Origin of the sequence: Shewanella sp. Choline-02u-19 (genome assembly GCF_002836205.1) — a bacterium.
GTDB lineage: Bacteria > Pseudomonadota > Gammaproteobacteria > Enterobacterales > Shewanellaceae > Shewanella.
Map to the genome: position 1 here is coordinate 2045899 of NZ_PJBE01000013.1, position 22539 is coordinate 2068437.

The following is a 22539-nucleotide window of genomic DNA, read 5'->3' on the forward strand; positions in this document are numbered from 1 at the left end:
GTTTTTTTGATGATAAAATTGACTGCTTACTTTTGGTTCAATTCTGCGGTTAAGGTCAAGCAAAGTGTGCGCAATGATTCAATATCATGCTCAGTCATGCTGACTTTTTCAAGCAAGGTACTTTTTTGTGCAAGCGCATCGGCTTGCAGAGCGAAGCCCGCTTTGGTGAGTGCGATAACTTTTTTACGTTCATCGGTTTCATCAGCCAAGCGTTGTAAAAATAACTTGCTCTCTAAACGTTTAACGATGGGCGTCAATGTGCCCATATCCAGACGAGTCGCGCGAGACAACTGGGTCATGCTTGCTCTATCTTGTAGCCACAATGCTTGCATCACCAGATACTGTGGATAAGTGAGTTCATACTGATCCAATAAAGGGCGGTAAGCGCGCATAAGTGCATTCCCTGCGGTATACAGAGCAAAACAAACATTATCCGACAGACATGCTTCGGTATCGTTATTTGACACTTTGTTTTTCACTACGACCTTCACTACCTTTATTAAGTACTGCAATTTTACCTGACTCCCTTTAACAAAACTAGCTGATCGCATTTTATTTTGCGCAGAGTTATTTTGCGCGCAAAGCATTTGCATAAATTTTGGCGGTTAGTTATGATGCAAACAATTACTTTGCGCACAAACAAAAATAAAGGCTCATTATGAATGCTAAACAAATTCAACTAAAATCTCGTCCTGAAGGATTACCTAACGCCAGTAACTTTACCGAAGCAGAAGTGACTTTACCCGCCATTAAAGAGGGTGAATTTCTCGTCAAAAATTTATGGATGTCGGTTGACCCGTACATGCGTGGCCGCATGATTGATAGGAAAAGCTACATTGCTCCTTTTCAGATTGGTGCAGTGCTTGAAGGCGGCGCTATTGGTGAAGTCACAGAATCAAACAATGTTGAATTTCCAGTGGGCAGCAAGGTTAGCAGCATGCACGGCTGGCGCAGTCATTATGTTAGTGATGGCACCGAAATAACTCGCCTACCGCAAACTCCTATCAACGAATCACACTTTCTCGGTGTACTCGGTATGCCGGGTATGACGGCTTGGACAGGCCTCAACCGCATTGCAGAATTAAAGGCGGGCGAAACACTCTTCGTTTCAGCAGCATCCGGTGCAGTTGGCAGTGTAGCTGTACAGATTGGAAAATTAATGGGTGCCCGCGTTATTGCATCCGTAGGCTCTGATGAGAAAGCTGAGCATATTAAATCACTTGGTGTTGATGCCGTGATCAACTACAAGACTTGTGGTGATTTAAGCGCTGCATTAGCAGCTGCGGCGCCAGAAGGTGTTGATGTGTATTTTGAAAATGTCGGTGGCGATCACTTAACGGCCGCATTGAACAATATGAATGACCATGGCCGTATCGCCGTGTGCGGCATGATTTCACAATACAACGATACAGTGCCGACACCTGGACCGAGTAATTTAGCCATGATCATCATGAAGAAGTTAAAGATTGAAGGTTTCATTGTATTTGAACATTGGGCTCATTACCCTGAGTTCGCTAAGCAAATGGGCCAATGGTTAGCTGAAGGAAAAGTCACTGCAGAGCAGACTATTTATGAAGGGTTATCAAACGCACCTGATGCCTTTATCGGTCTATTTGAAGGTAAAAACCGCGGCAAGATGATTGTAAAACTGGCTTAATTCGTTAAGAAACCAGCATACTTCATGCGTTAATATCACACTGAAAAACAGTGACATAAAAGGGCCTTTTGGCCCTTTTATTACAACCAAGTTAAGATTATTTAACGATATGGTGCCAATGCAGCTTCAATAAGGTGTGCTACTTGCTCTACTGCCGCTTCACCTGCCGCAATAGCTTCCTCCGCGCGATGAAACTCCATAGTACCGATATCACCAAGATCTGGCACGATACAAATATCTGGTGGATCGCCCATTAGTCTCGCCCGCTTATGGCGCTGTTCTAGTATTTCCATCGACTGTGACATCACCGCCAGCATACCGGGATTGGGATTAATATGACCGCCAGTTTTGTTACTAGGAGAAAACTTATCCGTTAAGCCGGTAATATAATCTCTTCCGCGCGCAAGCAGATCGGTAAAGCCCAATTCTTGATGCTTCTCTGCTTCCGCAACTTCTTGGTTTGTCGGCTTATTACTTTTCATGTTGACTGGCAACACTTGCATACGCCCACGGCGAAGCCCGTGAAGGTCAACCGCAATAACAATATCAACACCCATTGCTCGGCTTACTGATACTGGAACAGGATTCACCACCGCGCCATCCACCAGCCAGCGATCGGCCACTTTGACTGGCGGTAAAATACCAGGCATAGAACATGAAGCACGCACTGCATGGCGTAGATCACCTTCGGTAAACCAAATTTCTTGACCAGAATATAGATCAGTTGCTACCGCGGTGAAGGGTTTTTTAAGATCCTCGATCTGCATGTCGCCCATCCGTTTTTGCAACACATCAAACACTTTTTCGCCGCCAATCAGCCCGCCTTTTCGCCAGCTCAGATCCATCAAACCTAATACGTCCCAGCTGCTAAAACTTCTCACCCAGGTTTCTAGCTCATCAAGATGATCATTAGCATAGGCAGCCCCCACGACTGCGCCGATAGAGCAGCCAGCTATTTTATCAGGATAAACGCCCATTTTGGCTAGCCCATTGAGCACACCAATATGCGCCCAGCCTTTAGCGGCACCGCTGCCTAAAGCGAGTCCAATTTTAACTGAATTATTATTGTCCGACACGCGTTGCGACTCCTACAAGCTAATTAAGATCGAGTTACTCTTTTGCAATACAGCGCTATGTTACGGCATTACGGCCGCTAATTTTAACCTAATTTAATCACGCTATCGTGTTGTGCATCCATATTCAGCTTGCCACCCGCCTATTTCGACAGCTTTGGCATAAACTTAATGGCTAATCATAGCCCTGCTCTATCTATCTAGGTTATAATACTCGGTCAGATTATTTAAGGAGTTCACCTTTGCCATTCACCGATTTTTCACTGGATCAACGTCTTTTACAAACGTTAAAGCACATGGGTATAGACACCCCAACTGAGATCCAGGAACAAGCCATCCCTATTGCCCTTGCGGGCAAAGATATAATGGCATCATCTAAAACAGGTTCAGGCAAAACCTTGGCGTTCTTGCTACCTGCGATGCAAAGGATGATTTCGTGTAGAGCATTGAGTAAGCGCGATCCACGCGTTGTTATTTTGCTACCGACTCGAGAGCTTGCTACCCAAGTCTATAGCCAACTGCGTTTACTAGTCGCCAACACCCAATATAAAGCCACCAAAATTCTAGGCGGTGAAAACTTTAACGACCAAGCAAAAGCACTTGCTCGTGACCCGCATTTTGTTGTGGCAACCCCAGGTCGTTTAGCAGACCATCTTAAGCAACATCACTTGCACCTTAATGGGCTTGAGTTGCTCATATTAGATGAAGCCGATCGTATGTTAGATTTAGGCTTTGCTGAACAACTTAAGCAAATTAACAATGCAGCAGATCATAAACGTCGTCAAACATTGATGTTTTCTGCCACGCTTGATCATGGCGATGTCAATGAAATAGCTGCAGAGCTGCTTAAAACACCGGAGCATGTCTCTATTGGTGCCGGTAATTTAGAGCACAAAGACATTACTCAACGTATATTCCTATGTGATCATCTTGATCATAAAGAAGCGCTACTATCGCGGATCTTAAAAGATGAGCAGCAAAAGCAGATCATCATCTTTACAGCCACAAGATCCGATACAGAACGCCTCGCTATAAAGCTTGCTGAAGAAGGTTTTAAAACGGCATCACTCAGTGGTGAGTTAAAGCAAACCGCTCGTAATCAAATCATGGATGAGTTTAGCCGTGGTTTGCAGCAGATATTGGTCACTACCGATGTGGCCTCTCGTGGTCTAGATCTACTCAACGTATCGTTAGTGATCAACTTTGATATGCCAAAATTTGCTGAGGAATATGTACACCGCATTGGTCGTACAGGCCGTGCTGGCGCTAAAGGTGATGCAGTTTCACTCGTCGGCCCTAAAGACTGGGTAAACTTTACCCAGGTACAAACATTCTTAAACAAGAAGTTTGGCTTTAGTGAGCTTGAAGGCTTGAAAGGTAAGTTCGCAGGTTTAAAAGCAAAACCTGTGAGCAAGAGTAAAGCGAAACCAGCAGCTAAGAAAAAAGCAGTAACAGCCAAGAAAAGAACCGCAGCAAAAGCATCTGCTAACCGTGATAGACGTTTTGCAACCGGTGTTGATGTTGGTGACGCACCAATGCTTAAAAAGCCTAAATCTAAACTGCAAGATACTCCTGAAGATTAGATTTAGCCTAAGTTAAGGCTGTTGATTAAACGCTGTGATGGTTATCTATCCCAGCGTTTTTTATTTTCTGTGCTTCATCGATAACATTACTTAGCGGTTTTCTCTTGCCAGTTTTTATCTGCACGTTCTATATAAACCGCCGTATCGTTAAGCCAAGTTTCTCTGACCCCAAGACTATAGTTTAGATACAGCTTATTATTCAAAATAGTAAACGCATTTGGATCGGTATCCACCACAAACCCTTTAGACATACCATAAGCGCAATAGCCACCATATTGTGGCACGTAGTACTGCTGATCTTGCTCGAACATTATTTTATTTTGCTCGCTGCTAAAGAGCCACTCTACATTGTTGTACTGACTACTATATTCTACTTTGCCTGTAACAGGCTGTTGCTCGGAAAAATAAGCGACTACATCGTAACCATTCACCGCCACGCCTTTATCCTGAAACGTCGGCTCTCCACCTAAGCTTGTGCACCCCACTAAGACAAAACTCAATAATAGTACCGTCAATTTAAAAAAGGGGCTGATAAAATCTGTTTTCATAAAACCTAGCTTCATAGCAATGTCCTCTTTCCCCTAAGGGAGTCACTGTGTCTTTTGTATAAGACCGAATTACCGCTCGGTGTATTTCATAGCACTGACTTCAGATTAATTTTGTTTGAATGTCATACAACAATAGGAAATTTATTTTCAATTGCTAACGCTAAACGCTGACCAGTGACAAAAATAACGCTACAATATGCGCAATATTGTTATTTCGAAGGTTTATCATGAAAGTTTGTGGCGTAGAGTTAAAAGGTGGCGAAGCCATCATCAGTTTATTAAGTTATGAAGGCGAAACTTACAATGTGCCTGATTGCCGTCAGAAATCATTCGCTATTTCAAACTCAGCACAAACTGACGCTATTCGTGAGTTTCACTTTGCATTTAGTAAACTTTTAGAAGACTACCGTGTAGATGAAGTCGTCATCATTGAGCGTGAGCAAAAAGGTAAAGGCGCTGGTAGCGTCACAAGCTTTAAGCTCGAAGCTGTGATTCAAGTGATTGGCGTTCCGGTAACGTTTATTTCTCCAGTCACGATTAAAGCACAACTAAAGCGTAACCCGCCACAAGTTGACTTTGAAGGGCTAGACCTAAAGCGTTTTCAACGAAATGCTTTTGATGCTGCTTACGCATCTCACAACTGCACCATCTTCAAAAGAGAAGAAGACTAATCAGTCGTTGAGGAAATAGTACTAGGGGCTGTTGATCTATCACGGTTGTTTTTGCCGCCGTTTATTGGCTATTTTGACAAGGCGGAGGTTATGTCGTTTAGTCATTCTCCACAAATAGCCTACAACACCGTAAAAATAGCCAAGAAGCGCGGCCCTTAGGGTTCGTTTCAATGCTTTTAGTTTTTTTGTTACAAGAGTGCGTTACGAGTCTTGTTTAATTTATTAAGCATCATCGCTCAAGCCTTGTACTAAAATCATTGAATTCGAACAAAAACTAAGCTCGAAAAATCAACAGCCCCTAGGGACATTAATCTTCAGAGAATGAAGATAAGCTGCTTTAAAAACAGCTGTCCCTAAAAACTTATAGTCATTATGCAAACATTAACCTACCTAAATGGCTACCAAGCCGAGATCCAGCAGCAAGTACAAACTTTATTATCTCAGGGTAAATTGGGAGACTTTTTACTCAAAAGACATCCTGAAATACACACTGTGAGAACAGATAAAGCACTGTATGAATACACTATCGCCATCAAAAACCAGTATTTGCGCAAGTCACAACCATTATCCAAAGTTATTTTTGACGACAAAATCTCGCTTAGTCATCAAGCATTGGGTCTCCACTCTTACGTTGCCCGTAAGCAAGGTGCCAAGATAAAGGCCAAAAATGAGATACGTATTTCCTCTCGTTTGAAAAAGGTTCCGGAAGGTTTACTTAGAATGGTCGTGGTACATGAACTTGCACACTTGAAAGAGAAAGATCATAACAAAGCCTTCTACCAGCTATGCTGCCACATGGATGGTGACTACCATCAATTAGAATTTGAATTGAGGCTGCTACTGACCTTAATTGATGCAGAGCAAAACCCTTACCGCTAGTTTAACGAAACTCTTTAATTGATAATGATTTTCACTTACAATGCAAACACTTGATTTAAAGAGCGAGTTGTTATGGGCGAGAAGCACTGCAGTTATCAGCAAAAATACCAATATAAGCTGGCTAAGTCGCAGCATAAGCTGAGTTTCTATCTGTCTTTAACTGAAATAGATTGCATTAAACATAAGATTTCCATGGATAAGCGCTCAGTCAAAATCAACAAATACCAACTAAAAACACTCAAATACCAAGCGAAGCTAGCCAACATCAGTGCTGTAACACAAACTGCGATTGCCTATACCAAACTGCATAGTGCCAATGATAATGGTGCTTTTACATCACTCAGGTTAATAGACAAGCTAAGCCTTAACAGCACTAATGTATTTTACCGTCCCTATAAAGCAAACCCTTGTAAGAGTTGCCCTGCTTTAAGAGGTAAAGATTGCCTGTGTGCGATTAAGCAACAGCAGCGACAACAAGCATTATAACACCGCGATTGTTTGCGATGAGTTATCACCTTAACAATACTAATCATTAAACTATCAAAACGAAAAAACCATCTAATGATAGTTTTTTGCTGAGCGCTACTGGCTATTCTAACAAGCTAAGCCGATAACCCGCTTAGACTTGGCCCATCATTATTTTTCGCACTTTAACTAATTGCTCAAAAGCACCCATTTGTTTCTTGGATAGTTGATTTGCCATCGGGATCTTAGCTTTCATTGGGTTTACAGGTCGGCCATTGATATGGAATTCATAATGCAAATGTGGCCCAGTGATCCGCCCAGTATTGCCCGATAGTGCAATCACCTGCCCACGAGAGACTCGCTGACCTTTGTGGACTAGCGCTTTTGATAAGTGCAAATAGCGCGTACGGTATTTATTACCGTGATCAATAACCACATATTTACCTGCAAAACGATGATCTGTTACCAAAGAAACTATACCGTCTCCAGGTGCTATAACTTTCGTGCCGATAGGGGTAGCAAAATCAGTGCCGTTGTGGGGAGAGTTGCGGCCAGTGACAGGGTGATGACGATTAGGGTTAAAGCTTGAGCTAATACGGTAATTCCGCTGAAGAGGAATACGTTGAAAGGCTCTTGCTAAGCTTCTGCCCTGTTCATCATAGAAATTACCATCACTAAACTGATAGGCATTAATGCTACTGCGTCCACGGTCAATTGTGACACCTAAAATGTTACTGCTACCGGTCGCAACGCCATCAATAAATTGATCGTTCATCAGTACCGAGAACTTGTCTCCGGCGCGAAGGTCACGAGCAAAATTGAGCTTTTCTTTTAATAGCGATTCAACGCGCTGGATCTCGGCCGCATTTAGGCCCATTTTCTTCGCTGAAAGGTAAAATGAGCCATTAATCTCACCCACTACACTGCGATTACGCCATATGCCTTCGATGTGGATCTCATCGACTTTAAATGAGCCGTCATCAAAACGGCTATAGGTCACTTGCCTTGCCGCACTAAAATAGAGCGAGAGTTTTTCTAGTTCGCCAGCATCATCGAGCCAAAATTGGATCTGGTTACCAGGCATTAAAGTATCGAGTGCTAGTACGTTTAAATCGGCTTCTAATACGCGATACATGGTTTGCTGATCGACGCTACCTTGCTCAAATAAGCCACTTAGTGTGTCGCCTTTAACAATCACTTTTTCAAACTTAGGAGTGTCGAGCAGAACACTTGCCACAGGTGGAGGGGATGACTGCGAAGACAGCGCTTCGATATCCAATTTAACGGCAATGCGTTGCGATAGTAACGGTTGAGTTTTGGGGACCAAAAATGATGCACCAAACAACAACACGGAACCAATTAAGATTTTTCGGTGCAGAGAAGGCAAAGCTGCGAAACGAATAATCGACAATTTTAAAAAAGAAAATTTACCTGACTGCAACCTAATCCCAACCTTGAATTATTATTTTTTTCATTCACGCCAAATGCCTCCTATTATTGAAGGCTGATGTCAATTTATACCAAATAATTGGATTTATATGAACTCTTTCAGTGCACAAATTTGCAATTTTATTGCATGAAAAAACGCAGAATGAGATTGCTAACCGATAAAATGAGTAACATGGGTAGATTAAAAAGCGCGATCGTCGCTTATGACCCGTTAAATCAGAAGATATCAGACAGCAATGCTAAAAGAGTAGCGTTGCTTGCTTCATCACACAAAAACGGCTTAAACAATCACGCTAAGCCGTTTATATCAGGACATAAAAAGTAACGGTATGTTCTACGGTAGTACAATTGAGATCTCGCTTCCGAGTACACTCTTATTGATATCGATTCGAGTACCGATCTGCTCTTTCATTTCCGACACATGGGAGATAACTCCTATCATGCGCCCAGCAGATTGAAGATCCATTAAGGTACGGATCGCTAAATCAAGCGAGTCTTGGTCTAAACTGCCAAAGCCTTCGTCGATAAATAGGGTGTCGAGCTTAATACCGCCCGCATACGCTTGCACGACATCAGATAAACCCAATGCCATAGAGAGTGCAGCCATAAAGCTCTCACCGCCACTGAGCGTTGCCACAGGGCGTACTTTTGAGGTGTAGGCATCTTCAACTTCAAGCTCAAGCCCAGAAGCTTTATTGCCTTTAGCGCGTTCCTCCTTGCGGATTAAGCGATATCGACCTTTACTCATCAATTGCAGTCGATGACTGGCCTCAAGCAGCACATCATCGAGCAGTACACTAAGCACAAAGCGCTGTAAGCTCACCTTGTTACCCGTTTGACCATTAGCCACTTCGGATAATGTCCCTATGATGGCATATTCATCTTCTAGCTTCTTAGCGTTAGCATCAGCCTCTTTCAGCTGTTGCTGAGTTTGAGTCAGTTGAGTAACTCGACTCTGTACTCGCTGCCAGCTTTGCTCTGCCAGTTGTTGCTCTGTCTGAATACTCGCTAAACTCAGCTCGCTCTCTGCCAGCTGTGGTTTGACTTGCCCTGCTAACTTATCGCTTATTAGAGTGAGCGTCGCTTGATTAGCGATACAGTCCTGTTGATACTTGGCAATCTCATCGGTTAACGTCTGCAGCCCATCACTCGATAACAAGGCATGGCTTAACGCTTGCTTGTCACTGAAACCTGATGTTGATAATTGTGAGTCAAGCTCCGCTTGAGCCTTATCCGCTTGCTCTTGTGCTTGAAGTAAGCTTGACTGAGCGGCTGTTAATGCCGCCGCTTTAGCCGCATCTTGCTCCAGCGCTTGGGTATGGGACTGACGGATGTGGTTTATCGTTTGTTGTAGCGTCGCTAACTGTTGCTTTACTTGGTTAATTGCGCCAGTGAGCGCTTGCAAACTACGGTACTGTTCAGGGATTGCAGCTAATGCTTGTTCTTGCTGGCCTTGAACTGTTGCGACGCGGGTTTGCAACGCTTGAAAACGCTCTCGTTCAGCATCGAGTTGAGTTTGAAGCTCTCTCTCCTTCAATTGCCCGCTTTGTATTTTCTGCCGAAGCTGAATTAACGCTTGAGCGGCAGTATTAGCGTGATGAACTTGCTGCTGTACTTGTTGAAGATGAGCTTGCAATGATTCAAGTGAATGAGAAACCCACTCACCCAGCTTTTGCTGATATTCATCCCTAAGCTTCACTTGCTCCTGAAGTTGAGCTTTCAAGCCTTTATAATCGGCGATAGCTTGGCTCAGTGCATCTTTGGCGGTTTCACTCGTCAGTCTGCTTGACTCTAAATCATCTTCTGTCGGTAATCGCTGTTCACTTTGAGCAGGATTAGGGTGCTCAGCGCTGCCACACACTGGACAGGGTTGCCCGGGGTTGAGTTTTTGCGCCAATAGACTTGCTTGGCCACGGTGCCAGATCAGCTGAAGTTGATCATAAGCCTCCCCTTTAGCTTTGGCATCAAGACGACACTGCTTCCCTTTGTCTTCCGCCAGCTGCAACGCCTGCTCGGTGTTTCCCGCATGGTGAGCCGCCACCTGCCACTGCTGGTAACGCTCAATCAATTCGCTTTGTGCCGTTAACGCTTGCTGGGCATCAACTTGCTGACTCGCAACCAGTTCTAACTGAGGTACCTGTTGCTCTGCTGCTTGCTTGTCTGCCAATAAAGCATCCAATGTAGCCTTACCTTTAATCCCGCTATTTTTAGCTTGATCACGTTCATTGGTTGCAAGACTCAGCGCTGTTTGTAAGCTCTCTAATCCCTGCAGCTGTGGTACTAATTGTGTCAGTTTTTGCTCGTCGTTCTGAGCCTGTTGGCATTTAAGATCCAACTCAGTCAAGGTATCAAACTTGCTTTGACTTACAGTGAGCGCCTGCTCGCTCGCCAGCTTGGTGGATTGAACCTGACTAACAGCAGCTTGCGCTAGAGTCCGCTCAACTTCACGCGCTAATGATCCCTCTAACACTGGCTTAAGTTGCAGTGCTTTTTGGCCATTATCGAGCTTAGATTGACGCTGAGCCATACTGTCTTTTTGCTCTGCTAATAATACTGCACTCTGTTGCAATTTATCTTGAGCATCAAAATCCTTAACCAGTAACTTAGCCGATTCAAACAGCTTATTGGCATTGATAAGGGCTAGTTTGGCCGTCTCTTTAGCCTCCGACGCTTGAGCCAGTGTTGGCGTCAGCTCTGTAAGTTCGCTCGTTAATGCATCATCAGAATCAAGGACGATATTATGTAAAATGCCATCACGTTTGTTACGCTGGTCCCTGACTTCGGCCTTAATGGCTGAGGCCTGAAACTTTAATTTGTCTTCAATGCGGCGGTATATCTGCGTTTGAAACAGTTGGCTAAAAATCTTCTCTCTGTCTTTTGAATCTGCCATCAGCAGTTCACGGAACTTGCCCTGAGGTAACACCATCACTTGGCGGAACTGATCCGCATCCAACCCCGTGAGCAGTTCAATCTCAGCGGTCGCTTCCGACACCTTGCTGGCCACCAGCAAATGCTCGGTGCCATCATTATCGATGTGGTAAAGCTGCGCTTCCGGCTTTTGTACCGTGTAACCATCACCACTTTTCTTCGCTCGCTGCTGCTCTGGGACGCGACGAATACGATATTGCTGCTCACCAAGCGCAAAGCTGAAAGTCACTTCGGTTAACACGCTGTCAGCCGCTAAGTCACAGCGCATCTGACTGCCCTCACGCTCATCGCCTGTGGTCTTGCCATAGAGTGCAAAACAGATGGCATCAAGCAAAGTCGTTTTACCCGCGCCAGTCGGGCCATTGATCAAGAACAGCGGATTAGAGCCTAACGCTGAAAAATCGGTTGTTTGAACCGATGCAAATGGACCAAAGGCTGACATCTCTAAAATAAGCGGTCTCATGATGTGCGCTCCACTTTATGTAGCTCATCGATGGCTGTTGTCATCGCGTGTTGCTGCGCCTCTGTCATTGATTCACCGGACACTTGCGCAAAGAAATCACTAAACATATCCATCTCGCCTTTCTTGATATGGTCTCGGCTTAACTCTACCTTGCCGTTATCGCGCATCAAGCCGGTACGCTCTAAATGCAGCACATTTGGATACACGCTTCTGAGCTTACCCATAGCATCTAAAATGGCGGTTTTATCACTCAATCTCACCATGAGATAATCGTCACGGTTAACATCTATTTTACCTTGCTCGAGCAACTCAACGAGGTTGCCTTCAATAATCCGCACATCTCTCATGGCAGACAATGGCAGCAACTCAAAATCAGCTTTACCCTCTGCATCTAACTCAACCAAGGTCACTGACTTATTCTGGTGCTGCTCACTGAACGAATACTTGAGCATAGAGCCTGAATATCGAACATTTTCAGCGCCTTTATACTGTGGCCCATGCAGATGACCGAGCGCCGTATAGTTAAAGGGCATAAACAATTTTGCTGAAATTTTATCGGCGCCGCCAATACTCAGAGGGCGCTCAGATTCAGATTCACTGCCCCCATCAATGAAACAGTGACTGATCACTACTTTGGGCAAACCTTGGCTGTCATGTTCATGCACTTGTTCAAGCAATTTATCCATCGCTGCTTCATGGGTGCTCACTTCGCAATCAAACACATGCCGTACGGTGGCTGGATCGGCATAGGGCAGACCGTAAAACACCGCACTGCCCTGCTTGCCTTTAAGCTTGATGGCACTCACTTTATTGGTCAACGGCCCAACGATATGCAGCCCACTGTCACTCATCTGCTTCGAGGCAAAGCCTAAACGTTCATGGCCATCATGGTTGCCAGCAATCATAATTACCGCGATTTTTAGTTCATTCACCAGACGATTAACCACTTCGTTTAACAGCGCTATCGCGTTAGCTGGCGGAATGGAACGATCATAGATATCGCCAGCAATAATCACCGCATCGACATTATGCTCAGTCGCAAGTTCAACAATCTGGTTTAACACGAAGCGCTGATCATCGAGCAGGCTCTGATTATGAAGCTGCCTGCCGATATGCCAGTCAGAGGTGTGGATAAATTTCATGCATTCTCGTTTAAAAATGAAGGAGATGAGAGAGAGTTCTATAGTAAGAAAACTATCGACGTTTCACAAGCGTGATAACCGTTGTTGCAAACACTTCTGCAGCTAAAGATATGTTAGTATTTTTGAGTTGAGCTCATTTAGTTGGCCCCAGTGATACGCCGTTAATACCAAGTTCGAAGATTAACTTTTTGTAATGATTCATCCACGTTGATGAAAGGGACAACACGTACAATTCAGTTCTCAACAAACAACCACTAGGATAACAAAATGAGATGTACTAAATTAATCTGTGCTGCACTGGCCTTCACATCAATATCAGCATTTGCGGGTCAAGAAGACGACGCACTGGCAGCACTCGCATTGCAACGCGCTAATTACACCTTAGAACAGGCTATTGAAAAGGTAAGTACAGATTACGCTAAGCACATTGTCGAATTTGAAATTGATGATCATGATAATCAAGCTACCTATGATATTGAAGCGATCAATCTGGAAACAAAAGAGAAGCATAACATTGAATTAAGCCTTGCAGATGGCGCGATTTTAAAACATAAAACCCAAAATAGCTTAAGCCGATTAGATGATGATGACCTGTTAGCGTTACAGGAGTTACAAGCATCAAAATTTAACTTACGCGCTACTATTGCCCAATTACAGCTAAAATATTCTGCTGATGTTTTTGAATTTGAATTAAAGAATAAAAAAGGCATTACTTTCTACAAGTTTAAGCTGATGGGTGATCAAGGCCTTACACGTGTCATTGTAGATGTAACCACAGGCAAAGCTATTCCGGTAATGAAGCGCTAACTCCGTCAATATTTATAGGGGAGTAGCACTCCCCTAGGGAAACTTTTTTGCGAATTCTTGTTATTGAAGATAACCAGACGACTCGTCAATATTTACAAAAAGCCCTTCAAGAACAGGGCTATGAGATTGACCTCGCGGATAATGGCCAAGATGGTTTATTCTTAGCGCTGGAAGGCGACTACCAATTAATTGTGCTTGATCGGATGCTGCCTAAATTAGATGGCTTAACGGTATTAACAACCTTAAGAAATGCTGGCAAACAAACACCCGTTCTGATTTTAAGTGCATTAGATAGTGTATCTGAACGTGTAAAAGGGCTGCGTGAAGGCGGTGACGATTACCTCATCAAACCTTTTGCGCTTTCTGAGCTACTCGTGCGTATAGAGATCCTCATTCAGCGCAAAGGGACTCACAACGAAAAGCTAACCACCGTTTTACATGTTGCCGATCTAAAAATGGACCTGCTTTCTCATAAGGTGTTCCGAGGTTCAGCAGAAATATCTCTGCAGCCAAAAGAGTTTAAACTGTTACGTTATTTGATGGAACATAACGGACAAGTAGTATCTCGATCGTTACTGTTTGAAGCCGTTTGGGATTATCAATTTGATCCACAAACGAATGTTATTGATGTTCATATGGCAAGATTGCGTAAAAAGGTAGAATTTGATGGTCTTATCCCTTTACTGGAAACAGTACGCGGCGTCGGTTACAGAATGGTGGAACAGCGTTAAAACAGCCCACTCGGTGTGGCGTTTAACCCGTTTGTATACTGGCTTATTATTATCAGTGGTAGCCATCCTACTGGTAGTATTGTACCAATTGAGTATTGGCCAAATGAACCGTCAGCAACAGTTACAAATGGCTAATATTATTGCTCAGCAAACATTACTTGCTGAGCAATTAAGTCATGAGCAATTTATTGAACAATTTGAACTACAGGCTCAGAGTTCACGTCAATACATTCTAAGTTATCAAATAAAGCAAAAAATTATTGGTAGGCTTAGCGCTCCCCCGACGACCTTATCGCAATGCCCGAGCTTATCGCGTTTTCCCATTTGGCTAGACCAATTTGATGAAATCAGACTGGTCTCTGGTTGCTCTCAGCCTTTGGCCTCTGGGACGCTAATTGTTGCTGTCGACGATGAATCATTGTATGAACTCAAGGGACAATTTATTAGTGCGTCAGCAATTGCATTATTACTGGCCGTATTGCTTGGCGTTATAACCGGGTTAGTTTTCTCAATGCGGGTATTAAAGCGCATTAACAACTTTAACCAAGTCGCCTTACGAGTTGAATCAGGCCAATTGAGCGCACGTGTCGCAGTCTCTAAGCAAAATGATGAATATGATCATATGGCGCTACATATCAATACTATGCTCAATCAATTGCAGCACTCCTTTGAAACGATTTCTGGAATTACCGATGCTATAGCTCATGATTTGCGTACGCCACTGAGCCATTTAAGGCAGCAAATTGAATCGGAGATATTAAGTAAACAACAACTGAATCACCCTAGTGAACAGCTACAATCGATGCTGGATAAGCTAGACGAAATATTATTCACCTTTAGTGCAATGCTTGAGTTAACAAGGCTTCAGCAACAAAAAGAGAGCAACAGCCAACACTTTAAAACCGTTAATTTACAGCAAATAATTGTCGATGCCGTGGATTTAATTGAGCCGCTTGCAGAAGAGAAACAACAACTTGTCAGTATAGGAAGCGCTGAGCCATTGTCTATTCAAGGTGATGCAACGCTGTTGTTTAGAGCCATATACAACCTATTAGAAAATGCCAGTAAGTACGCTGGAGATAATGCACAAATCAGTGTTCAATTAACACCCCGTGGTTTTACCGTTAGCGATAATGGTCCAGGTATTTGTGATGTCGAAAAAGAGAAAGTTTTCCAGCGCTTATATCGCATCGAAAAGAGCCGGCAGATTGTAGGCTTTGGCTTAGGTTTAACCTTAGTAAAAGCGATTATTCAACTGCATAACGGAAAAATTGAATTACTCGATAATAAGCCAGGATTAATCGTAAATGTTGAATTTATAAAGCCTAAGAAAACGGCAACGGATGAAAGCACCAATGCCAATACCACTGATGCTTAATGTCGCTTAAAACACGACTAAACTTGAATCAAAGCCACCAGCCCTGCTTTGTAGAATAATGGACAAGTGTGCAAATAATTTACGATTTCCCCAACAAAACATGATGTATTCCAAATTAGTCACTAAAAAATTAAATAATAAGTGCGTTTGCCGCTAAATATTGTTACTACAGGCACTCTTTAAGTCCTTTCGGTATCTTCAGGTGTAGCTGTCATGCAGTATTCAAAATTTGGTGAAAAATTTAATCGTAACTCCGGCATTAATCAGCTGATGAATGACCTCAATGAAGGGCTGCGTACTCCGGGGGCCATTATGCTGGGCGGAGGAAACCCTGCAACCATTCCCGCGATGCAAGATTACTTTCACCAAGCAGCAAGTGAGATGCTGGCAAATGGAGAACTGGTCGCGGCATTAGGCAACTATGATGGACCGCAAGGTAAAGACACATTTTTAAAAGCCTTGGCTGACTTGTTACGAGATACCTACGGCTGGGAGATCAGCGAGAAAAATATCAGTCTGACCAATGGTAGCCAAAGTGCCTTCTTCTACCTGTTTAACCTGCTTGCAGGCAAGCAAGTTGATGGCAGCCATAAGAAAATTCTGTTGCCATTGGCCCCTGAATATATCGGTTACAATGATGCTGGGCTTGATGACGATATATTTGTCTCTTACCGCCCCGAAATCGAGATGCTAGGTAACCGCATGTTTAAGTACCATGTGGATTTTGAGCAATTAGAAGTCGACAGCTCTGTGGCCGCCATATGTGTTTCTCGCCCCACCAATCCCACCGGTAATGTGCTGACTGACACTGAAATATCCAAGTTAGACATCTTAGCCCGCGAAAATGGCATTCCCCTTATCATCGATAACGCGTATGGCACCCCGTTTCCAAATATCATCTTCGAAGAAGTGACCCCGTTTTGGAACAGCAACACCATACTCTGTATGAGTCTGTCTAAGCTTGGATTACCCGGCGTACGTTGTGGCATCGTTATCGCGAGTGAGGAGATCACTCAAGCGCTGACGAACCTTAATGGCATCATCAGCCTTGCCCCTGGAGGATTTGGGCCCGCCATCGCCAAGCACATGATTGACTCGGGTGATCTATTGAGCCTAAGTGAAACGGTGATTAAGCCTTTTTATAAACAAAAATCAGAGTTTGCTCTGAAATTATTGCAGCAATCTATCACCGATAGCAGATTTAAAATCCATAAACCTGAAGGCGCAATGTTTCTTTGGCTGTGGTTCGACGAGTTACCGATTAGCACCATGGAACTCTATGACCGATTAAAGGCTCGCGGTGTATTGATTGTACCCGGAGAGTACTTTTTCTTCGGACAGAAAGACCAGTCTGAAGGAAAGTGGGATCACGCCCATCAATGTTTGCGAATGAACTACGTGCAGGATGAAGCCAAGATGCGCGATGGCATCGCTATCATTGCACAAGAGGTCACCAAGGCTTATAGCAACGGTTAATTCAGTCGGTGTTCTTCAAGTTCAAGGTGGTTTTTTCAAAAAATGGAAATACCTTGTCCACGAGTCTGACAAGGCTGCGACTTAATTCGGTTTGAACTAATCCACGGTGAATTGACGTAGCCTTGTCACAGAAGCTCACTGCCGTGTTTACGTCCACGTGTTGGAAGATTAGATTCGAATTTTGCTGTTAATCACTTGTTTTAGGACATACCTCTGTAAACTCACTTTTGGACAAAAGCTTGTTAGAGTTAAAGTTCTTGAAGTGATGAGTGTCATTAGGGAAAATATGGCAATCGGATATGCGGTAACGCCCAACTCAGCGGAAGTAGTTTGATTGGTTAGTATCTGCGAGGTACGAGCAATAGCCAACCAAACGATTGCGATCTGCCTGTAACGCTTTGTTATGTTGTCTTGGTGCCAAAAACTGACTTTAGCCTGACTAACTTGGCAGCCTCTCATACACCTTTAGTAGTCCTTCTCCCAGAGTAAGAGATATGCACCGACTATACCGATAATCACACCAAATGTTAGTGACGTAAAAAGCCTCATACCAGCCATGCCTGTACTTACAAATATTATCGCTGCTAAAATCAACCTGCCGGTGGGAAAGCGAAACAAGAAGTCTATTGCCTTACCAATTGGTCTCAGTACAACAAGGCACTCGTTAATCGTGGCTCCATGATCTTCTGGATTGATGAGCAAACTATCAAGTTTTTGTATTGCACCGAACATCATGCCTGTCGTGGCGAAGGTATATTTACTCTGATGTTACCATTGAAACAGTACTAGTTATCAAAGGCGTATTTGGACAGAATAATTAGCAATTAATATCGCTTTAGAGCTATTGCATATTTTTCAGTTTAATTCTTCGCTCAACTTTCATCGTTTCGACTTGAGTATTTATTGTATTAATAAGCTCGCCGATATTTTCGTTTACAAGTGCCCCTCCTTTGTGAGCAACCCACACTTTAGCAATTGTCAGAATCAACCTTTCAGCTTGGTTCAATTCATGACCTTGAGCAACTTTAACAAATAATATATGACTACTTGAAAACAAACAGTTTAAAACCAACTTATCACTCAACGGAGTATCTGAATCGTGTTTATGTTCAGATAGCCATATGGGCTCCCCATCACTATAAACTAATGCCGCGATTAAATTAGTGACAGTACTTTGTTTGGTTGCGCCAACAAACAACTGCAATATTGGACCGGATGTTTGCAACGCAAGTAAAAGACTGTAACCCAGTTTTGATTTATTCCATTGTTGCACAATAGAGCGAATAAACGTCATTGCACGTTACCTAACGGTAGATAGCGATGGATTTAGGGGTGATTTCAAATATTTGAGCCAGATGTAAAAAATACTCCCGAAATAATATCGAAAAACCTTTAAAAAAATCTGTTCTAGCATGAATTGCAGCTAACTCTAAACATCTATCACCCCAGGGTAATAGATGTTCCTGTAGTAAGTTTTTCATAACGCCTTTAACTGATGAATCACGAGCATTGCTTATCATCTGTTCCAATAAAAATGCCAAAACAGCGACTATAAGACCAATATGATCAACAGGTTCATTAGTATTTAGGTCAACGTTAATACCATTGGCGATATAAAATGCTTTCAATTCGACAGTAGTACGGTCATTCAGCAACAGCGAAGTACTGGTATAAGCAGAGCCCCAAGGTGCGGCCTGAGGAGTACCGGGGCCAAAAAATAATTGACCGTAATCGAGCTTTAACTGTATCAGTTCATCTTCAGTATTTTGCCAATTTTCTAGATATTGCTTTAGGTATTGTAAACCTTGTAACTCATCAGCTGAGTTTGATAATCGAGGCCAACTATCAACAATATTTTGACTCTTAAAAGTATCAATTAAATCTCTTTCAGGGTACATGCTTAAAACAGTATGCATTACATTTGCGATGGCTTGCATTTCTATAAGTTTGTCTTCGTTCATATCATTCACATTGGACTTTATGGCTGAGAGAAAAAGGGTGCAATGATTGCACCCTCACTAGACTTTCTAAACTTCGCGAACGTTTAACACTTTACCGTTAGCAGAACCTGACGGCTGAGCTTTTCTAGACCCTTTAACAATTAAGTTTGGAGTTGTAATTGATGCAGACGGTAATGGAGCAAAGTGAGCATCGCCATCACCATACTTAGCACGAAGGTTTGCCATGGTGTCAAAGTCAAGCGCACGCAATGGGCAGCCCTCAACACACACCGGCTTTTTACCTTCAACTAAGCGGTCTAAACAGCCATCACACTTAGTCATCACTTCCCGCTCTCTATCTATTTGAGGGGCATCATAAGGGCAAGCTCGTGAACAACTTTCACAACCTATACATAATGATTCATTGACCAATACCAGCCCATCTTCACTGCGTTTATACATGGCTCCAGTCGGGCATGCTTTTACACAGACAGGTTCTGAGCAATGGTTACACCCTAAAGATGTATAGTAAGCAAAAACATTCTGTTTATAGCTACTATCACCATTCTGGCTCCATGATCCACCGCCATATTCGTACACTCGGCGCCATAACATCCCAGGCAACGCCGATACACCGCTATTACTGACGTCATCTTGGTTTCGAGTTTCCCCCACCATTCGATCTTTACAAGCAATATGGCAAGTCTTACAACCGGTACATTTGCTGCTATCGAAATAGAATCCTAATTGAGTTTCCTGTGTCATTTTTATTCCCCTTAAGCTTTAGCAACCTGTACGCGATTGGTATGTTGTGGATTACCCTTTGTTATTGGAGATGGGTGATATTTTGTCAATGTATTGATACATCCCCCTACATCTAGCACGTGGCCAGATGGACCAACCTTTCCATTCGCATCCGGTTTGTACCAAGCCCCTTGACCTAAGGAGCAAATACCAGGGGTCACTCTTGGAGTCAGTTTGACAGGCAATTCGATTGTGCCTCTGTCATTGTATACATGAACCATATCACCATCAGATAAGCCACGAGATACCGCATCCTGTGGGTTCATCCATACCGCATCTTCTACCGCTTCTCGAAGCCAAGCCACATTGTGATAACTCGAGTGCGTGCGTCCTTTAGTGTGATAACCACAAAGTTGTAACGGGAAGCCGTCATCAATTGCACCTTGATCTTCGTAACCATCCCACGTGATAACATATTGAGGTAATGGCGTGATCACATCACCTGCAGGTAATGTCCACGTAGCGGCTTTTCGCGCAAGTGATATTGAGAAAATTTCAAACTTACCCGAAATTGTTGGGCGTGGATTTGAAACTGGATCTTGAATAAATGATTGGTATGCAATTACCGATGAAGCCATGTACTTACGGAATAAACCAATGTCTTGTGCTTCTTTATATGTATCTGGCATATCAACATCAGCATTCATTGATTTTGTTGTTTGATAAAGCTCTTCACACCATTGCTGGCCAGTCAGACCACCAGTGTATTCTTGCTCTACACCCATCGCCTTCGCAATACCGCTACAAATCTCATACATTGACTGCGCTTCGCCTAGTGGCTCAAGCGATGTGCTCATAAAGGTCGCGTATGCCATTTGGCCGGATGCATATGAATCATTTGCGTAATCAACTGATTCTAACCATGTACTGTCTGGTAATAAGTAATCGGCAAACTTGGCTGACGCCGTCATCCAGCAATCGCTCACGATAATGAGTTCACATTGGCTGTCATCTTCTAAGATTTGAGCGGTACCATTACTGTCTGAGTGTTGGTTAATAAGGGCATTACCCGCACAATTAATGATGGCCTTGATGTTAGTGCCTAATTTAGCAGGGTTGTTATCTACTCTTTCTTCTGCACCACTTGCTTTAAAACGAACACCGTCGGTATGACCGGTATAATCTTCACCACGCACAACGGCATCAGACCATGTATAAACCGGTATTGTCACATCCACAGGGTTTGTTCCAGCTGGCATGCCTGCAATACCAAAACTATAGCTTGAAGGCATTGCGCCACTGTTAACACCCGCTTGACCAATTTTACCGGTCATAATCGCTAAGGTGTATACCGCACGGGTCGCTTGATCACCATTGGCATGACGGCTTATACCTGCTCCAGCAGAAATATACGGCGCCTTTGCGACCATAATGGCAGTCGCTAACGCAATGATTTGCTCCTCTGGTACACCACATATACCTGCAGCCCAAGCTGGGGTACGAGCACCCTCTCCAACATAGACGCCTTCACCTAGAATATATTCATAATAGTTTTGGTCAGGATCTATATGCTCTGCATGTGACGCAATATAAGGGTCTGCATCGAGTGCGACAGATTCTTTTGCCGCCACAAGTGATGCTCGGTCATAACCCACCGCGTATTTGTCTAAAAATGTTTTAGCGTTACTCTCAACCCAGCCACTATTTATCATCTGATAAATAACCGCCTCAATCAAAGCTGCATCAGTTCCTGGTCGAATCGCTAACCATTCATCTTCAGTGCCACGCATTGAATCTGTGTAGCGAGGCTCAATCATCCAGACTTTAATATCTTTCTGATTCAGCTCTAGCGCTTTAACAAAGTCATAGCCTTCACCACTACCACTCATACGCGTTTCAGCGGGATTAAAACCGAATCCAATAAATAAATCTGAGTTTTCGATTTCACTTAATGAACTACCAGCAATACTGTCCCATTGATTACCATATGTTGCCATACAAGCGGCATAAGCACCGGCCCATGAGTAATCCCAGTGATGGTCCAGAAAACCGCCGTTTAAATTCAGTAAACGTCCCCAAGTGGCGGTATTTGATGAGAAGCCATAGTAAGCCCCCGTACCATAGTGCATATAAATTGATTCGGGTCCGTAAGAGTCTTTGATAGTTTTTAGCTTTTCAGCAATTTCAGAGTAAGCCTGCTCCCAACTAATAGGCACAAATTGACCTTCGCCACGCTTACCAACACGCTTCATTGGCGAACGTAGTCTGTCAGTTGCGTAAGTGCGTTGACGAAGTGAACGACCACGTGGACAAGCACGAACTTGATGGTTTACACCGTACTCATCTGTAGTTTCATGGTCAGTTTCTATACGCGTGATCACTCCATCTTTACTGTAAACTTTGATTGGGCAGTTAGAACCACAGTTAACTAAACACGCAGACCAATTAAGTTGTTCATCAGCTGTCACTGGCGGCTCCGGTGGCACAACATCGACATCGTCTGAACTTGTCTTACAACCTGTTACTGTTGCCGCACAACTCAGTGCCGCGCTCATCTTCAAAAAATTTCTACGTTCCATACATCTATCCTCGTAGTTATGCTGAT

At 43.5% G+C, this 22539-nt stretch carries 19 protein-coding genes and 1 pseudogene; 10 read left to right on the plus strand and 10 right to left on the minus strand.

Annotated elements, in window-relative coordinates:
• Window positions 1-26: 26 nt before the first annotated feature.
• Window positions 27-479, minus strand: coding sequence for a MarR family winged helix-turn-helix transcriptional regulator (locus tag CXF83_RS15680; RefSeq protein WP_232775126.1), 453 nt, complete (start codon window positions 477-479; stop codon window positions 27-29).
• Window positions 480-658: 179 nt separating this feature from the next.
• Between CXF83_RS15680 and CXF83_RS15685 the strand changes: the two genes are divergently transcribed.
• On the plus strand, window positions 659-1657 hold the full coding sequence (locus CXF83_RS15685; protein ID WP_101089268.1) for an NADP-dependent oxidoreductase: 999 nt from the start codon (window positions 659-661) through the stop codon (window positions 1655-1657).
• A 101-nt stretch (window positions 1658-1758) separates the two neighbouring features.
• Here CXF83_RS15685 and rssA read toward each other — a convergent pair whose 3' ends face one another.
• A complete protein-coding gene (rssA, locus tag CXF83_RS15690) occupies window positions 1759-2733 on the minus strand; it encodes a patatin-like phospholipase RssA (RefSeq protein ID WP_101089269.1) in 975 nt (324 codons plus the stop codon).
• A gap of 239 nt (window positions 2734-2972) precedes the next feature.
• On the opposite strand from rssA, the gene CXF83_RS15695 reads away from it, so the two are divergent.
• Window positions 2973-4313 (plus strand): DEAD/DEAH box helicase, encoded by a 1341-nt coding sequence (locus tag CXF83_RS15695; RefSeq protein ID WP_101089270.1) that lies wholly within the window; start codon window positions 2973-2975, stop codon window positions 4311-4313.
• A gap of 86 nt (window positions 4314-4399) precedes the next feature.
• On the opposite strand, the gene CXF83_RS15700 is transcribed toward CXF83_RS15695, so the two are convergent.
• Entirely contained in the window at window positions 4400-4876 is a 477-nt protein-coding gene (locus tag CXF83_RS15700; protein WP_232775127.1) for a YHS domain-containing (seleno)protein, read from the minus strand.
• A 212-nt stretch (window positions 4877-5088) separates the two neighbouring features.
• Between CXF83_RS15700 and CXF83_RS15705 the strand changes: the two genes are divergently transcribed.
• The 3 genes from CXF83_RS15705 (at window position 5089) to CXF83_RS15715 (ending at window position 6897) form a co-directional block, all read left to right on the plus strand.
• Window positions 5089-5532 (plus strand): DUF3010 family protein, encoded by a 444-nt coding sequence (locus CXF83_RS15705; RefSeq protein ID WP_101089271.1) that lies wholly within the window; start codon window positions 5089-5091, stop codon window positions 5530-5532.
• A 372-nt stretch (window positions 5533-5904) separates the two neighbouring features.
• Window positions 5905-6411: a M48 metallopeptidase family protein gene (locus CXF83_RS15710; RefSeq protein ID WP_101089272.1), complete on the plus strand. Its 507-nt coding sequence runs from the start codon at window positions 5905-5907 to the stop codon at window positions 6409-6411.
• A gap of 72 nt (window positions 6412-6483) precedes the next feature.
• Window positions 6484-6897: a hypothetical protein gene (locus tag CXF83_RS15715; RefSeq protein ID WP_101089273.1), complete on the plus strand. Its 414-nt coding sequence runs from the start codon at window positions 6484-6486 to the stop codon at window positions 6895-6897.
• Window positions 6898-7030: 133 nt separating this feature from the next.
• On the opposite strand, the gene CXF83_RS15720 is transcribed toward CXF83_RS15715, so the two are convergent.
• The 3 genes from CXF83_RS15720 to CXF83_RS15730 form a co-directional block, all read right to left on the minus strand.
• Entirely contained in the window at window positions 7031-8317 is a 1287-nt protein-coding gene (locus CXF83_RS15720) for a peptidoglycan DD-metalloendopeptidase family protein (RefSeq protein WP_180961099.1), read from the minus strand.
• 342 nt (window positions 8318-8659) lie between these two features.
• Window positions 8660-11716, minus strand: a complete 3057-nt coding sequence (locus CXF83_RS15725) for an AAA family ATPase (protein ID WP_101089274.1) — start codon at window positions 11714-11716, stop codon at window positions 8660-8662.
• On the minus strand, window positions 11713-12858 hold the full coding sequence (locus CXF83_RS15730) for an exonuclease SbcCD subunit D (RefSeq protein ID WP_101089275.1): 1146 nt from the start codon (window positions 12856-12858) through the stop codon (window positions 11713-11715). Before CXF83_RS15730 ends, CXF83_RS15725 begins: the two co-directional genes overlap by 4 nt.
• Window positions 12859-13125: 267 nt before the next feature.
• Here CXF83_RS15730 and CXF83_RS15735 point away from each other — a divergent pair, with 267 nt between their 5' ends.
• From CXF83_RS15735 to CXF83_RS22860, 5 genes and pseudogenes are all read left to right on the plus strand, one after another.
• The gene (locus CXF83_RS15735; RefSeq protein ID WP_101089276.1) at window positions 13126-13665 is read left to right on the plus strand and encodes a PepSY domain-containing protein; all 540 of its coding nucleotides are present in this window, start codon (window positions 13126-13128) and stop codon (window positions 13663-13665) included.
• 47 nt (window positions 13666-13712) lie between these two features.
• Window positions 13713-14396: a winged helix-turn-helix domain-containing protein gene (locus CXF83_RS15740; RefSeq protein ID WP_101089277.1), complete on the plus strand. Its 684-nt coding sequence runs from the start codon at window positions 13713-13715 to the stop codon at window positions 14394-14396.
• On the plus strand, window positions 14332-15774 hold the full coding sequence (locus CXF83_RS15745) for a HAMP domain-containing sensor histidine kinase (protein ID WP_101089278.1): 1443 nt from the start codon (window positions 14332-14334) through the stop codon (window positions 15772-15774). The genes CXF83_RS15740 and CXF83_RS15745 overlap by 65 nt, the downstream gene beginning before the upstream one ends.
• A 213-nt stretch (window positions 15775-15987) precedes the next feature.
• Window positions 15988-17250, plus strand: a complete 1263-nt coding sequence (locus CXF83_RS15750; RefSeq protein WP_101089279.1) for a valine--pyruvate transaminase — start codon at window positions 15988-15990, stop codon at window positions 17248-17250.
• A gap of 630 nt (window positions 17251-17880) precedes the next feature.
• Window positions 17881-18056 (plus strand): annotated as a pseudogene (locus CXF83_RS22860) (transposase); the annotation flags it as partial.
• Window positions 18057-18091: 35 nt separating this feature from the next.
• On the opposite strand, the gene CXF83_RS15760 reads toward CXF83_RS22860, so the two are convergent.
• From CXF83_RS15760 to CXF83_RS15775, 4 genes are all read right to left on the minus strand, one after another.
• A complete protein-coding gene (locus CXF83_RS15760) occupies window positions 18092-18544 on the minus strand; it encodes a hypothetical protein (RefSeq protein WP_101089281.1) in 453 nt (150 codons plus the stop codon).
• A 10-nt stretch (window positions 18545-18554) separates the two neighbouring features.
• A complete protein-coding gene (locus CXF83_RS15765; RefSeq protein WP_232775198.1) occupies window positions 18555-19211 on the minus strand; it encodes a TorD/DmsD family molecular chaperone in 657 nt (218 codons plus the stop codon).
• A 66-nt stretch (window positions 19212-19277) separates the two neighbouring features.
• Window positions 19278-19955 carry a DMSO/selenate family reductase complex B subunit gene (locus tag CXF83_RS15770; protein WP_101089283.1) on the minus strand — a complete coding sequence of 226 codons (678 nt, stop codon included), beginning with the start codon at window positions 19953-19955 and terminating at the stop codon, window positions 19278-19280.
• Window positions 19956-19966: 11 nt separating this feature from the next.
• Entirely contained in the window at window positions 19967-22513 is a 2547-nt protein-coding gene (locus CXF83_RS15775; RefSeq protein WP_101089284.1) for a DMSO/selenate family reductase complex A subunit, read from the minus strand.
• Between the last annotated feature and the right edge of the window lie 26 nt (window positions 22514-22539).

Coding starts and splice junctions, on each gene's coding strand:
- CXF83_RS15685 (WP_101089268.1), top strand. CDS start 659: ATGAATGCTAAACAAATTCAACTAAAATCTCGTCCTGAAGGATTACCT.
- CXF83_RS15700 (WP_232775127.1), bottom strand. CDS start 4,876: ATGAAGCTAGGTTTTATGAAAACAGATTTTATCAGCCCCTTTTTTAAA.
- CXF83_RS15705 (WP_101089271.1), top strand. CDS start 5,089: ATGAAAGTTTGTGGCGTAGAGTTAAAAGGTGGCGAAGCCATCATCAGT.
- CXF83_RS15710 (WP_101089272.1), top strand. CDS start 5,905: ATGCAAACATTAACCTACCTAAATGGCTACCAAGCCGAGATCCAGCAG.
- CXF83_RS15715 (WP_101089273.1), top strand. CDS start 6,484: ATGGGCGAGAAGCACTGCAGTTATCAGCAAAAATACCAATATAAGCTG.
- CXF83_RS15725 (WP_101089274.1), bottom strand. CDS start 11,716: ATGAGACCGCTTATTTTAGAGATGTCAGCCTTTGGTCCATTTGCATCG.
- CXF83_RS15730 (WP_101089275.1), bottom strand. CDS start 12,858: ATGAAATTTATCCACACCTCTGACTGGCATATCGGCAGGCAGCTTCAT.
- CXF83_RS15735 (WP_101089276.1), top strand. CDS start 13,126: ATGAGATGTACTAAATTAATCTGTGCTGCACTGGCCTTCACATCAATA.
- CXF83_RS15745 (WP_101089278.1), top strand. CDS start 14,332: ATGGTCTTATCCCTTTACTGGAAACAGTACGCGGCGTCGGTTACAGAA.
- CXF83_RS15750 (WP_101089279.1), top strand. CDS start 15,988: ATGCAGTATTCAAAATTTGGTGAAAAATTTAATCGTAACTCCGGCATT.
- CXF83_RS15760 (WP_101089281.1), bottom strand. CDS start 18,544: ATGACGTTTATTCGCTCTATTGTGCAACAATGGAATAAATCAAAACTG.
- CXF83_RS15765 (WP_232775198.1), bottom strand. CDS start 19,211: ATGAACGAAGACAAACTTATAGAAATGCAAGCCATCGCAAATGTAATG.
- CXF83_RS15770 (WP_101089283.1), bottom strand. CDS start 19,955: ATGACACAGGAAACTCAATTAGGATTCTATTTCGATAGCAGCAAATGT.
- CXF83_RS15775 (WP_101089284.1), bottom strand. CDS start 22,513: ATGGAACGTAGAAATTTTTTGAAGATGAGCGCGGCACTGAGTTGTGCG.